Annotated in this window: 15 protein-coding genes; 2 read left to right on the forward strand and 13 right to left on the reverse strand. The window is 56.2% G+C overall.

All coding sequences use genetic code 11. The annotated features are described in order from the left end of the window. Positions 1 to 198 precede the first annotated feature (198 nt). The 13 genes from NBV64_RS13000 to NBV64_RS13060 form a co-directional block, all read right to left on the reverse strand. Positions 199 to 1,707: a DegQ family serine endoprotease gene (locus tag NBV64_RS13000; protein ID WP_250755914.1), complete on the reverse strand. Its 1,509-nt coding sequence runs from the start codon at positions 1,705 to 1,707 to the stop codon at positions 199 to 201. Positions 1,708 to 1,731: 24 nt separating this feature from the next. Next, on the reverse strand, positions 1,732 to 2,757 hold the full coding sequence (locus NBV64_RS13005; RefSeq protein ID WP_230940648.1) for a MucB/RseB C-terminal domain-containing protein: 1,026 nt from the start codon (positions 2,755 to 2,757) through the stop codon (positions 1,732 to 1,734). After that, positions 2,754 to 3,251: a sigma-E factor negative regulatory protein gene (locus NBV64_RS13010; RefSeq protein WP_250755915.1), complete on the reverse strand. Its 498-nt coding sequence runs from the start codon at positions 3,249 to 3,251 to the stop codon at positions 2,754 to 2,756. The genes NBV64_RS13005 and NBV64_RS13010 overlap by 4 nt, the downstream gene beginning before the upstream one ends. Positions 3,252 to 3,257: 6 nt before the next feature. Continuing rightward, entirely contained in the window at positions 3,258 to 3,860 is a 603-nt protein-coding gene (rpoE, locus tag NBV64_RS13015; protein WP_009456579.1) for an RNA polymerase sigma factor RpoE, read from the reverse strand. Continuing rightward, positions 3,860 to 4,045: a hypothetical protein gene (locus NBV64_RS13020; RefSeq protein ID WP_235484275.1), complete on the reverse strand. Its 186-nt coding sequence runs from the start codon at positions 4,043 to 4,045 to the stop codon at positions 3,860 to 3,862. The genes rpoE and NBV64_RS13020 overlap by 1 nt, the downstream gene beginning before the upstream one ends. A gap of 274 nt (positions 4,046 to 4,319) precedes the next feature. Further along, a complete protein-coding gene (gene fabF / locus NBV64_RS13025) occupies positions 4,320 to 5,552 on the reverse strand; it encodes a beta-ketoacyl-ACP synthase II (protein WP_021446869.1) in 1,233 nt (410 codons plus the stop codon). Between the two features lie 140 nt (positions 5,553 to 5,692). Beyond that, positions 5,693 to 5,932, reverse strand: coding sequence for an acyl carrier protein (gene acpP / locus NBV64_RS13030; RefSeq protein ID WP_003800961.1), 240 nt, complete (start codon positions 5,930 to 5,932; stop codon positions 5,693 to 5,695). 184 nt (positions 5,933 to 6,116) lie between these two features. After that, positions 6,117 to 6,860: a 3-oxoacyl-ACP reductase FabG gene (fabG, locus tag NBV64_RS13035; RefSeq protein ID WP_021446870.1), complete on the reverse strand. Its 744-nt coding sequence runs from the start codon at positions 6,858 to 6,860 to the stop codon at positions 6,117 to 6,119. Then, complete coding sequence (gene fabD, locus NBV64_RS13040) at positions 6,861 to 7,799, reverse strand: ACP S-malonyltransferase (RefSeq protein WP_021446871.1); 939 nt, start codon at positions 7,797 to 7,799, stop codon at positions 6,861 to 6,863. A gap of 46 nt (positions 7,800 to 7,845) precedes the next feature. Continuing rightward, positions 7,846 to 8,823 (reverse strand): beta-ketoacyl-ACP synthase III, encoded by a 978-nt coding sequence (locus tag NBV64_RS13045; protein ID WP_009456588.1) that lies wholly within the window; start codon positions 8,821 to 8,823, stop codon positions 7,846 to 7,848. Positions 8,824 to 8,848: 25 nt separating this feature from the next. After that, a complete protein-coding gene (plsX, locus tag NBV64_RS13050; protein WP_009456590.1) occupies positions 8,849 to 9,937 on the reverse strand; it encodes a phosphate acyltransferase PlsX in 1,089 nt (362 codons plus the stop codon). Positions 9,938 to 9,978: 41 nt separating this feature from the next. After that, the gene (rpmF, locus tag NBV64_RS13055; RefSeq protein ID WP_003800968.1) at positions 9,979 to 10,161 is read right to left on the reverse strand and encodes a 50S ribosomal protein L32; all 183 of its coding nucleotides are present in this window, start codon (positions 10,159 to 10,161) and stop codon (positions 9,979 to 9,981) included. A 74-nt stretch (positions 10,162 to 10,235) separates the two neighbouring features. Beyond that, positions 10,236 to 10,757, reverse strand: coding sequence for a YceD family protein (locus NBV64_RS13060; protein WP_009456592.1), 522 nt, complete (start codon positions 10,755 to 10,757; stop codon positions 10,236 to 10,238). A 340-nt stretch (positions 10,758 to 11,097) separates the two neighbouring features. On the opposite strand from NBV64_RS13060, the gene NBV64_RS13065 reads away from it, so the two are divergent. Together NBV64_RS13065 and NBV64_RS13070 are read left to right on the forward strand one after the other, a co-directional pair. Beyond that, positions 11,098 to 11,652 carry a Maf family protein gene (locus NBV64_RS13065; protein WP_021446872.1) on the forward strand — a complete coding sequence of 185 codons (555 nt, stop codon included), beginning with the start codon at positions 11,098 to 11,100 and terminating at the stop codon, positions 11,650 to 11,652. 12 nt (positions 11,653 to 11,664) lie between these two features. Then, entirely contained in the window at positions 11,665 to 12,387 is a 723-nt protein-coding gene (locus NBV64_RS13070) for an SAM-dependent methyltransferase (protein ID WP_088450515.1), read from the forward strand.

The raw sequence follows: 12,387 nt of genomic DNA on the forward strand, positions 1-12,387 counted from the left end.
AGACGGCACAAGAAAGGGGCGCACATGACGCCCCTTTTCAGTCCACGCGCCGAAAACGCAAGACCCGTCCTGTCAGACGGGCGCACGTGGAGCCAGTATCCATTCGGGGCAGACTGCCCCCGCGAATAGCGGCGGAAAAACTCCGGCCCCTGGCCGGAGTTCATCAATGACTACCATTTTAGCCGTTTTACAGAATTTTTATTTCGATGGCGTAATCAAAACCCATTGCGACTGCCCTGCACGCAGGACCAGCAAGGCTGCTGCTTTGGATTTATCCAAGGAAGCCACCATTTTAGCGTATTGATCCGGCGTCCCTACGTCTTTATCGTTGACACGCAAAATCAGGTCACCAGGCTGCAGACCGGCTTCGCTGGCAGGGGCCGTGGCCTCTGTTACCTGAACCGCACTTTCAACGCCCAAACGCTTCAGATCAGCAGCAGGAACTGCCGTCACTTTCAAGCCAAAGGCATCGGCCGTGCTGGCAGCAGAACTGTCTTTCTCGTCCTTGGCGGCAGCAGTTGGGCTGCTGGAAGGCATTTCTTCGACATCAATCTTGATGGTCTGCAACTTGCCCTTGCGCCAGATTTCCAGTGTGGAGCTTTGACCTGGTTTGGTGCTTCCCACAATACGGGGCAAGTCTGTCATTTGATCAATGGTGCGACCGTTGAACTTCAGGATCACGTCGCCAGACTGAATACCGGCCTTGGCGGCAGGACCGCCCTCTTCCACGCTGCTGACCAAGGCTCCCTTGCTGTCTTTCAGACCCAGTGCGGTAGCGACATCATCGGCTACCGGAGTGATCTGCACACCGATACGACCGCGAGTCACCTTGCCGTCAGACTTGAGCTGCTCGACCACATTCATCGCTTCGTCGATAGGAATGGCCAGGGAAATACCCATGAAGCCACCGCTACGCGAAATGATCTGGGAGTTCACACCCACTACTTCACCATTCAGATTGATCAGCGGACCACCGGAGTTACCAGGGTTCACAGCCACGTCGGTCTGAATGAAAGGCAGGTAATCGCCGGTTTCACGGTTGATGGCGCTGACAATCCCGGAGGTCACGGTGGATTCCAGACCGAAGGGCGAGCCAATAGCCAGAACCCACTGTCCTTTCTTGAGCTGCTTGGAATCACCGATCACCATGGGCTTCAGGTCTTTGGCTTCGATCTTGATCAGGGCCACGTCGGTGCGCTCGTCCGTCCCGATGATCTTGGCTGGATATTCCTTGCCGTTGCTCAGCGTGACGAAAATGCCATTGGAGTCGGCCACCACATGGTTATTGGTCAGGATGTAGCCGTCAGCAGAGATGATGAAACCCGAACCCACACCACGTGGCACTGTGCGCTCTTGAGGCTGCTGGCCTTCATTGCCACCGCCACGAGGGCGCTGCGGCGCCATGCCGGGCGGCATGAAATCGGGCCCAAAGAACCAGCGGAACATATCATAAGGATCCGAGCCCGGACCCATGGCGGGGGAGCGCACCCGGACGGCCTCGGTGGTACGGATATTGACTACTCCATCCTCGGTCTTGGCAACAACGCCAGTAAAGTCAGGCAGCCCCAGCGTCGTGCCCTGGACTTGCTCGGTTGTCGTGACAGGCTGAGCCTGCGCGTAGGCCATAGGCGCACCCGCCGCCAGCATCACGGCCGCCGTCAAGGCCGAGAGAACAGGAATACGCATTTTTTGACTCGATTTTTCCATTCAAAGACTCCTGGTGGACGATAGTCAATGTGTCCGGGATAGAGGGGTGAACTGGGTACCTTCCAGCAAGGCGCGCAAGGTCTGTACAGGTACGGCACCCGTGCTGGTCAAAACATAATCATTAATGCGACTGCGGTACATATTCATGGAGCCACGGTGAAAGGCACCCAGGCTGTTTTCTTCTGCTTCAGGGGTCCCTACCTTCTCCAGAAACACGGAAATGGCAGCCAGACCATCAGACAACATCAAATGGGTGACCTGACGCCCCGCACGCATGGGCCGGAGCATTTCGGACCGCAAGGTAAAACCGGCAGGCATGGCCAGATGCCAACCCAGCTCGTTCAAATCTATTTTTCGTACTTCGGGTTCGACCACTTCCCACTTGCTGGGGTTCCAACTGGTACGCAGTTCCTGCAAATCCACCTGCTCGCCAAAGGCAACAGAGGCAAAAGCGATCTGATCCACTACCTCTTGTTGTGGGTCCAGAGTCTGCATTTTCAATAGCAAATGATGATCGGTATCGGCACACACGCGGTAGCCGTAACGCTGATCATCCTTGGGAACCAGCTCGATCAGGTCGCAAGGGCGACCGGCCACGCGCTCGCGCGATGGCAAGCGGCGCATATCGTAAAAATTGGGTAATTGGCTGACATCACCAACCAGAAAACTGGGAAAGCGTTCGTTTTCACGACGCTCGATCACCACCATTTTCTTTTCGGGAATCAGGCATTGGGTGACTTCGTTCTGACGCAGAAACTCGCGCGGCTCGCCGTCCAGAATCTCCAGACGCTCGCGCTCGCCGGTACCATCAATAATGTGGACCAGTTTCATGGACTGGCTGGCCTGATCCTGGGTGTAAATAATGACCCCGGAATAATCCAGGTCACGCGCCGCTTTATGGACTTTCTGCAACCAGGGCAGATCCAGGGGCTCCAGCCCGCTGGCATCCTGAGCCAGTACAGGTGTGCACAGCACCGCCAGAGAAAGGGCAAACAAGCCCTTATAGAGACGCGCCAAGCCCATCTGCGACGGCATACGTACAGACCTCATTGACCCAGGGCTCCACTTTCAAAGGAAACATGGCGTACCGGACCGGTACCAACAAAGTCGCGGTGCAAATCCGCGTAATCATTCCAGAGCTGATCATCCTGGGCGCTGGCCACCAGCGTGCCTGGCACGGAGTTCACCCCCATATACGGCAGGCCTACCCACAAGGCGGCAGCCACGGCAGCCACCACGGCCAGGCCGCTGACACCATAGCGCTGCACCAAGGGTCGTTTCATGGCATTCGGGGCGAGCACGGTAGGCTCTTCGTCAATTGCTTTGGACAGACGCGCGTAAAAGCGATCCGACGTACGGATCGCCAGCGCATCGGTACGCATGATGTCACCAATCAAATGGTAGGTATCCCAGACTTGACGCCCGTAGGGGGAGTCCAGTTCCTCGGGGCGTATTTCAGCCTCGCCATCCACCCAGGAAGACACGGCGGCCTCCCAGGCATTGAGTTGATCATCATCGGAATGGGATTTCAGGGCTTGCATCATCAATCCTTACCACCGTCGTTCACTATCTTCACCATCGAGTATGGGACGCAATTGCGCAGCAATGGCGTCACGGGCTCGAAAGATGCGTGAGCGTACAGTTCCTATAGGGCAGTCCATGGTCTGAGCAATATCTTCGTAGCTCATACCTTCTATTTCACGTAGCACGATAGCCGTCCGCAACTCTTCGGGCAGTGCCTGGATCGCTGTATTTACCGTTTCAGCAATCTGGCGACTGACCATCATCGATTCTGGCGTGCTTATATCGCTTAGGTTGTCGATTCGGTCAAAAGTTTCACCTTCTTCAGTTTCGACGTTCTGCAAAGTGTTGGGACGTCGAGCGGCCGAGGCCTGCCAGTTACGGGCCGTGTTGATCGCAATGCGGTACAGCCAGGTGTAAAAAGCACTCTCGCCCCGGAACTGGGGAAGAGCTCGGTACGCTTTGATGAAGGTTTCCTGAGCCACGTCCTCGACTTCAGACGGGTCACGTACCATGCGGCTGAGCAGACGCATGATTTTGCGCTGGTACTTCAGTACCAGCAGGTCAAAGGCTCGCTTATCCCCACGCTGAACACGTGCAACTAGTTCGGCATCGGTATCGCGTTCACTCATTAAGAATCCTTATTCTGAGCACGGACCTGATGAGACAGTCGGTTGGCACATAAAGACAAGGCCCACCAGTCCTGCTGCGACTGGGCGCGGCGCCATACGGTCACGGTACGGCAAGCCTTGGAGCAATCACGGCGCAAACGCAAGGTCATGAACCAGGCACAACGCCAGATCTGCTCTATTTGCACGGACTCCTTTGCAGCCCCCTCGCACTTCAAGGAGTATAGCCCTGCACGATACGCTAGTGTAGCGCGCTCATCCCATGCCCCACGACTGCGAGCATACAAAAAATAAGCCCACAAAGCACCTGCCAATATTGCCAGAGCCCAGGGCCATTGCCAGCTAGACATTGTCCAGGCCAGGGCTGCTGCAAGCAAGGCACAGACAAAAGCGCCCAGTCGGCGCACCGGAGCCGGAGCTCCGATCGACCAGGACTGGGCGTTACGAGTGGGGCAGTCCAGCTTAGCGAAGACGACGAACCACCATCGAACCGTTAGTGCCGCCAAACCCGAAGGAGTTGGACAGAGCGACATCAATCTTCATGTCACGCGCCTGGTTGGCGCAGTAATCCAGGTCGCAGGCAGGGTCCTGGTTGAAGATGTTGATGGTTGGGGGCGAGATCTGGTTATACACCGCCAAGGTGGTGAACACCGCTTCAATACCACCGGCCGCACCCAGGAGGTGACCCGTCATGGACTTGGTGGAGTTGACCACCAGCTTGTAAGCGTGATCGCCAAAAGCCAGTTTCAATGCTTCGGACTCGTTCACATCGCCCAATGGCGTGGAAGTACCGTGTGCGTTGACGTACTGAACTTCGTCAGCGTTGATGCCACCGTTACGCAAGGCATTCATCACGCCACGACGCGGACCGTCACGGTCGGGCGAAGTGATATGGTGAGCGTCAGAGCTCATGCCGTAGCCGGAGAACTCGCCGTAAATGCGTGCGCCACGTTTTTTGGCGTGTTCGTACTCTTCCAGCACCAGCACACCAGCGCCCTCACCCAGCACAAAGCCGTCGCGGTCCATATCCCAGGGACGCGATGCCGTTTCAGGATCGTCGTTACGGGTGGACAGAGCACGCATGGCAGCAAAACCGCCAATACCCAGCGGGGACACGGTGGACTCGGCACCGCCGGCAATCATCACATCGGCGTCGCCATACTCGATCAAGCGAGCAGCGTCACCAATGGAGTGCAGGCCGGTTGTACATGCCGACACAACAGCGTAGCTAGGACCTTTCAGGCCCAGGCCGATGGACAGTTGGCCAGACACCAGATTGACCAGGGAGCCAGGCACAAAGAACGGGGAAATCCGACGTGGGCCCCGTTCCAGATAATCTTTTTGGGTTTCTTCAATGCGGGGCAAACCACCAATCCCCGAACCTACGATAACGCCGACACGCTCAGCATTGATGCTGTTGATGTCCAGGCCGCAGTCCTTCCAGGCTTGCATACCTGCCACCACGCCGTAATGGATAAAGGTATCCATCTGCTTGGCTTCTTTGGACGAAATGTATGGTGTTAAATCAAAATCCTTGACCTCACCCGCTATCTGGGCTGTTAGGGCCGAAGGATCGAAACGGGTAATACGCCCGATGCCCGAACGCCCATTGACGATGTTATCCCACGCGGTAGGAATATCGTTGCCGACCGGGGAAACAATACCCAGCCCGGTAATCACGACACGTCGTTTCACGGATGACTCCTAAACACAAAAAAAGCGGTTTAAAGGGAATAACTGCGTCTTGCAAGCTAAAGCCGCCGGGCACAGGCTACTCTCTGGAAACCGCTCTGGAGCGAGGGCGTGCACAATGCCGCCCACCCTCTTAATTGAACTTACTGCTTGCTGTGAGAATTGATGTAGTCCACAGCTTGCTGGACCGTCGTGATTTTCTCAGCTTCTTCGTCTGGTATTTCGGTTTCGAATTCGTCTTCGAGCGCCATCACGAGCTCGACCATGTCGAGCGAGTCGGCACCGAGGTCGTCGAGAAAAGAAGATTCGTTTTTGATCTCGGCTTCGTTAACGCCAAGTTGTTCAGCGACGATCTTCTTGACGCGCTGTTCGATGCTTTCCATGCAGATTCTCCAAGTTGGGAAAAATTCCCGCAAATTATAGCCAATCCATACTGCTAAGAGGGATAAGCTATGACAAAAAACGGCGTTCTTGTATGAGGCCCAACGTTATTCTTACAACGCCGGCTCAAGCAATAGGCCCCAAATAATCCCGCAATTTTACCTCAGCCGGGCGCGATGCCAAGCCTTACATGTGCATACCACCATTCACATGGATGGTGCTGCCCGTAATATATTGCGCTTGCGACCCGGCCAGGAAGGCTACCGCATTAGCGATATCTTCAGCAGCGCCCAGTCGTCCCAGGGGGATTTGCGACAAAATTGCCGCCGACTGCTCAGGGGTCAGAGAGCGTGTCATGTCCGTATCAATAAAGCCCGGAGCGACACAATTAACTGTAATGTTACGGCTACCGAGCTCGCGCGCCAAGGCACGGCTCATGCCGGCGACACCGGCTTTGGCAGCTGCGTAGTTGGCTTGACCGGGGTTACCGCTCTCGCCCACCACCGAAGTGATGCTGATGATACGGCCCCAGCGGGCTTTCATCATGGGGCGGATAACGGCACGCGACAGGCGGAACACGGCACTTAGATTGGTCTGGATAACGGCATCCCAGTCTTCATCTTTCAAGCGCATGGCCAGGTTGTCACGCGTAATACCGGCATTATTAACCAGAATGTGCGGGCCACCGTCTTCTTTGCTCAAAGCCGAAATCAGCGCTTCGCAAGCAGCCGGGTCGTCCACGTTCAAAACATGGCCGTAGCTGCCATTCTGATCCAGCACAGCGGAAATCGCCTGTGCGCCGGACTCGGAAGTAGCGGTACCAACCACCTTGGCACCACGTGCCATCAATTCTTTAGCAATCGCCTGACCGATACCGCGCGATGCGCCGGTTACCAGGGCAGTCTTGCCGCTTAGATCCAATTCTTGCATTTATGCTCCCTCCAGGGCTTCCAAAGTGGCCTGCAAGGACGCAGGGTCGCTGATCGACAAGGCGACCAGATCACGGTCAATACGCTTGACCAGACCCGTCAGCACTTTGCCTGGACCACACTCGACCACGTGGGTGACTCCCTGGGCCTTCATGGCCTGGATGGTCTCAACCCAGCGTACGGGATGCCAGGCCTGACGGACCAAAGCATCTTTAATCTGTTCGGGGTCGGTAGGCGCGGCTACGTCCACGTTATTGATCACGGAAATAGCAGGCGTCTGCACTTGAACCGAGGCCAGAGCCTGGGCCAGCACAGCAGCTGCCGGTTCCAACAGACTGGAGTGGAAAGGAGCCGATACAGGCAGCACCAAGGCACGCTTGGCACCGGCTTCTTTAGCCAGCGCACATGCACGATCTACCGCTTCCACATTCCCGGCTATCACAACCTGAGCAGGCGCATTGTAGTTAACAGCCTGAACAATCTGCTGTCCCTCAGAGGCACGAGCACACACATCGCGCACTTGATCGTCATCCAGACCCAGCACGGCAGCCATGGTACCGACACCCACAGGTACGGCAGCTTGCATGGCATCGGCACGGATGCGAACCAGCGGAACTGCTTGTTCCAGGCTCAGAGCACCGGCAGCAGTCAGGGCCGAGTATTCACCCAGGCTATGACCGGCCATCACGGCAGGAGCGGGGCCACCGGCCTGAATCCAGGCCTGATACATGGCCACGGCGCTAGCCAGCATGACAGGTTGAGTATTGGTAGTCAGGTTCAGAGCCTCGGCAGGCCCTTGTGCCATCAACTGAGCCAGGTCCTGGCCCAGCGACTGGCTGGCTTGTGCAATGGCTTGCTGTACGACAGCAGACTCGGCCCAGGCATCGAGCATGCCTACGGACTGCGAGCCTTGTCCTGGAAAGACAAACGCAATTTTCATGGTAGAAAAACCCAAAGAGATGAGGCGGTAATCCGGATCGCGCTACTTAGCAGCGGACCAGCACCGAACCCCAGGTAAAGCCGCCACCCACGCCTTGCAACAGCGCCAGATCACCGGCACGGATACGACCATCCCGGCGAGCGGCATTCAGGGCCAATGGCACACTGGCTGCCGAGGTGTTGGCATGTTGATCAACCGTGATAACCACCTTCTCGGAGGGGATACCCAGCTTACGACCTAGAAAATTGATGATACGAACGTTGGCCTGGTGCGGCACCAGCCAATCGATATCGGCCAGAGAGACGCCAGCCTGTTCGCAGACTTGATTGGCCGAAGCGGCCAGAGAAGTGACAGCCAGCTTGAACACAGCCTGACCATCCATACGCAGGAAGGGATCGCCCACTACCTGACCGTGCGAGACATTGCCTGCCGCGCACAAAATACCCATTTGACTGCCATCTGCATTGAGCTGGGCAGCCAGAACACCGGGTTCATCGCTGGCTTGCAGAACCACAGCGCCCGCACCGTCGCCAAACAGGACGCAGGTAGAGCGGTCGTTCCAGTCCAGGATGCTGGAGAACACTTCGGCACCGATGACCAGCGCATTGCGCGCACGGCCGGCCTTGATCATGGCGTCGGCAGTCGTCAGTGCATAGACAAAGCCGCTGCACACCGCTTGTACGTCGTACGCGGCAGCGCCCTTGTTGCCCAATTCGGCCTGCACCAGACACGCGGTGCTGGGGAAAACGTAATCGGGAGTGGAAGTAGCCACCACAATCAGGTCCAGATCCTGGGCAGCAATGCCCGCATCTTCCAGCGCCTGACGCGCGGCCTGGGTTGCCAAGTGGCTGGTACGGACACCGGGATCGGCAAGATGACGCTGGTGAATACCGGTACGCTCGACAATCCACTGATCGGAGGTTTCGATACCCTTTTGAGCCAGCTCCACCGCTAGATCATCGTTAGACACAATCCGAGGAGGCAGGTAGCCGCCTGTACCGATAATCTTGGCAAATATCGTCATTTTATGTTCCCGATCAAGCCCGTTCTTATGAGGACGAGGGCTCTGAAGTATGGCGTGTATCTGGTTCGCCGCTTTGCTCTTCATGCAAGTTCACACTTTGCATGATGCGTTCGACTGCCTGGCTGGTACCGCTGAGCAGACCATTGAGCACCGCACCGCGGGCCCGTTGCAAAGCATAACCGAAAGCGTAGGCATCGGCAGAACCATGACTCTTGATAACAATACCGCGTAAACCCAAAAGGGCCGCACCGTTATGACGGCGATTATCCACCCTGTCGCGGAAACGATTCAAGACAGGACGAGCCAGCAAAGCGGACACTTTGCTCAAGGGGTCACGGGTAAATTCGTCGCGCAGCATACTGCCGACCATCTTGGCCAGCCCTTCAATGGATTTAAGGACCACATTGCCCACGAAACCGTCGCACACGACCACGTTGACGGTACCTTTGCAGATATCGTCGCCTTCTACGTTGCCGTAAAAATTCAGTCCGCTGGAGCGCAGCAATTCAGCCGCCTTCTTGACGACCTCGTTGCCCTTGATGACCTCTTCACCAATATTGAGCAAGCCCACGGTGGGACGCTCATGACGATCCACGATACTGGCCAGCGCAGAACCCATGATGGCGAACTGCAACAGGTGTTCTGCGGAACAATCCACATTGGCACCCAGGTCCAGCATGATCGTGGCCCCGCCCTTTTGGTTAGGGATGGACGTGGCAATGGCTGGGCGATCAATCCCATCCAGAGTTTTGAGTACGTAGCGCGAAATTGCCATCCATGCGCCGGTATTGCCCGCAGAAATGCAGGCATCAGCTATCCCGTCCTTGACGGACTGGGCAGCCACTCGCATGGAGGAGTCTTTTTTGCGGCGCAGGGCCACCTCGACCGAATCGGCCATGGTGACAACTTCGGATGCGGGAAGAATGTCGTACCAGGAGGTATCGACATTACCTTGCGCACGCAATGTTTGCTCGATGGCCTGAGGCTCGCCAACCAATAAGCAGTGCACATCCGGATAGCGCTTGGCAAAAAGCAGCGCTGCAGGGACAGTGACGGATAAACCGATATCGCCGCCCATGCAATCGATGGCAATACGTATTTTTTTGTTAGACATCAAGCATGCAACCTATGTTGCTTGCAACGACAAAGAGACTATTACTCGTCGTTCTTTGTTTTCAGCACTTTACGGCCACGGTAGATGCCGTTAGGGCTGATGTGGTGACGCAGGTGCAGTTCGCCAGTCGTAGGCTCGATAGCCGTCGAAGGACCAGTAAGCGCGTCGTGCGAACGACGCATGTTACGCCGGGACGGGCTCTTTTTATTCTGCTGAACAGCCATGATGACTCCTGTAGATGGACAACCCCGAATAAATGGGTGCAGCCCGAAAAAATTAACGAATTAGTAACAAACAATCAAGACTTCTTGAGCGAGCCCAATACGGCAAACGGGGACGGCCGCTCAAAGGCGGACTCATCCAGGTCGTCAGACTTGGCTTCCATGGACAGCGACTGCGCATCGGGACAAACCTCATGGCGCGGCACATAAGGCACGCTAAGAATCAGCTCGTCCTCGACCAGTCCCAGGACATCCAACTGGCCTTCACACAAGATGCGATCAGGACCTTCCGTATCGTCATCATCCAGCTCAAGTTCGTCCTCGGTTGCCACAATCTGTACTTCGTTGGAAATATCGATGGGCCACTCAAAAGGCTTCACACAGCGCTGGCATTCCAAAATGACACTACCTTTGGCCTGCACATGCACAAAACGACGCCGGGCAGAATCTTCCCGACCCGACACACTCCAGTCAATGCGCAAATCGCCTTGATCGGGCAAATCGGATACCAGACGAGACAAATCTTCCACCAGCACCTGACCCGACATTTCCTGAGGGGCACGGGCTAGATTCAAGGTGTCGATATACTGTGTCGTCATAAGTATGCTTAGGGCATCAAACCACGGTTTTACCAGGATCTGGAACCGCTTGTTTGTTCTGCTTTATTTGTCGCTTTCGCTTGTTTGCTGCTTGCTTGTTTCACTGCCTTGGTATCGCTTGGGGGCTCTACCACTTTTTCTTGTACTGCTTTTTTTCCTGCCCCTCGGTATTGAAGCATGTAAAGCGCAGCTGGCAAACCGCCAAGCTAGCCTACAACCATTTCAATAACGAAGAAAACATTAGATAATACCGTGCTAAGCACAAGGCAGTCAAACCAAAGCACAGCTAAAACACACTATGCGTCTCATCCTTGCATCAAGCTCAGTCTATCGCCGCGCTATGTTAGCGCGTTTGGGCTTGCCTTTCACCTGTCAGTCTCCTGACATTGATGAAACCCCACTTCCCGCAGAGGCTCCCGCCCAGCTCAGCCTGCGTCTGGCGCGTGAAAAAGCGGCCCGTATCAGCCAGCTGAACCCAGGCGCCCTCGTGATCGGCTCCGATCAGGTCGCCACATCGGGCCAGGACGCTATTGGCAAGCCTGGCGACCATGCCGGTGCGCAGAAACAACTGCGTCGCCTGAGCGGTCAAGACATCGATTTCCATAGCGCTTTATGCGTGACGGATGGCCAGGAATTTCTGTGCAGCGATATTGTTACCAATTGTCGTTTTCGCGCATTGAGTGATGAAGAAATCGAGCACTATTTGCTGCAGGAAAAACCGTATGACACCGCTGGCAGCGCCAAGGCCGAAAGCCTGGGTATTGCCCTGATGGAGTCCATGCGCTCGGACGACCCAACCGCTATCATTGGCCTGCCGCTGATCGAGCTGTGCACCATGCTGCGTCACTTTGGCTTGAACCCCTTGCGCCCCACCCTTTTGCCCCCTTCCGTTTAGGACTGATACGCCATGCCCCAAGCCGCCCCTTTGCACCTGATCCCCGTAGGCTTAAGCGAGAGCCCGATCAGCGGCTGGCTACCCGCCGACGTCAAGGCTTTGACGCGCGAACTGACCGTCTTTATTGCCGAGAACGCCAAAACCGCCCGCGCCTTCCTGAAACTGGTTGAGCCCGTGGTACCTCTGCAAGAAATCACCATTCACACGCTGGACAAGCGCGGCAACAAACCCGGTGAAATGCGTGAGTGGCTGAAAACAGCCCTGCAAGGTCAAGCCATTGGTCTGGTATCGGAAGCTGGCTGCCCCGCCGTCGCCGACCCCGGTGCGCTGGTGGTTGCCATGGCCCACGAAATGAAGATCCCCGTGCGCCCTCACGTTGGCCCCTCTTCCATTTTGCTGAGCCTGATGGCCAGCGGCCTGGACGGTCAGCAGTTTGTATTCCACGGCTATGCGCCCGTGGATGGCGGCGCACGCGCCAAGCAGCTCAAACAATGGGAAAGCCAGTCCCAAGCCCTGAAACAAACCCAGATCCTGATCGAAACACCTTATCGCAATCAGGCCATGTACAGCACCTTGCTGCAGTCCCTCAAGCCCACCACACGCTTGTGCCTGGCTCGTGACCTGACAGGTACGCGTGAATTGATCCAGACTGCCACAGTTGAACAATGGCGCGAGCGCCAGCCGCCTGCCCTGGACAAAACCCCCTGCATTTTCCTGTTTCTGGCTGGTCGTTAA

Origin of the sequence: Alcaligenes sp. DN25 (assembly GCF_023674485.1) — a bacterium.
GTDB classification, from domain to species: Bacteria; Pseudomonadota; Gammaproteobacteria; order Burkholderiales; family Burkholderiaceae_B; genus Alcaligenes; species Alcaligenes phenolicus.

Bases quoted from the DNA above. Each gene is read 5' to 3' on its own strand.
- rpoE (WP_009456579.1), bottom strand. From the start codon at position 3,860: ATGAGTGAACGCGATACCGATGCCGAACTAGTTGCACGTGTTCAGCGT.
- fabG (WP_021446870.1), bottom strand. From the start codon at position 6,860: ATGCAAGAATTGGATCTAAGCGGCAAGACTGCCCTGGTAACCGGCGCA.
- NBV64_RS13070 (WP_088450515.1), top strand. From the start codon at position 11,665: ATGCCCCAAGCCGCCCCTTTGCACCTGATCCCCGTAGGCTTAAGCGAG.
- NBV64_RS13005 (WP_230940648.1), bottom strand. From the start codon at position 2,757: ATGAGGTCTGTACGTATGCCGTCGCAGATGGGCTTGGCGCGTCTCTAT.
- NBV64_RS13060 (WP_009456592.1), bottom strand. From the start codon at position 10,757: ATGACGACACAGTATATCGACACCTTGAATCTAGCCCGTGCCCCTCAG.
- rpmF (WP_003800968.1), bottom strand. From the start codon at position 10,161: ATGGCTGTTCAGCAGAATAAAAAGAGCCCGTCCCGGCGTAACATGCGT.
- NBV64_RS13010 (WP_250755915.1), bottom strand. From the start codon at position 3,251: ATGATGCAAGCCCTGAAATCCCATTCCGATGATGATCAACTCAATGCC.
- fabD (WP_021446871.1), bottom strand. From the start codon at position 7,799: ATGAAAATTGCGTTTGTCTTTCCAGGACAAGGCTCGCAGTCCGTAGGC.
- NBV64_RS13065 (WP_021446872.1), top strand. From the start codon at position 11,098: ATGTTAGCGCGTTTGGGCTTGCCTTTCACCTGTCAGTCTCCTGACATT.
- plsX (WP_009456590.1), bottom strand. From the start codon at position 9,937: ATGTCTAACAAAAAAATACGTATTGCCATCGATTGCATGGGCGGCGAT.
- NBV64_RS13000 (WP_250755914.1), bottom strand. From the start codon at position 1,707: ATGGAAAAATCGAGTCAAAAAATGCGTATTCCTGTTCTCTCGGCCTTG.
- NBV64_RS13045 (WP_009456588.1), bottom strand. From the start codon at position 8,823: ATGACGATATTTGCCAAGATTATCGGTACAGGCGGCTACCTGCCTCCT.
- acpP (WP_003800961.1), bottom strand. From the start codon at position 5,932: ATGGAAAGCATCGAACAGCGCGTCAAGAAGATCGTCGCTGAACAACTT.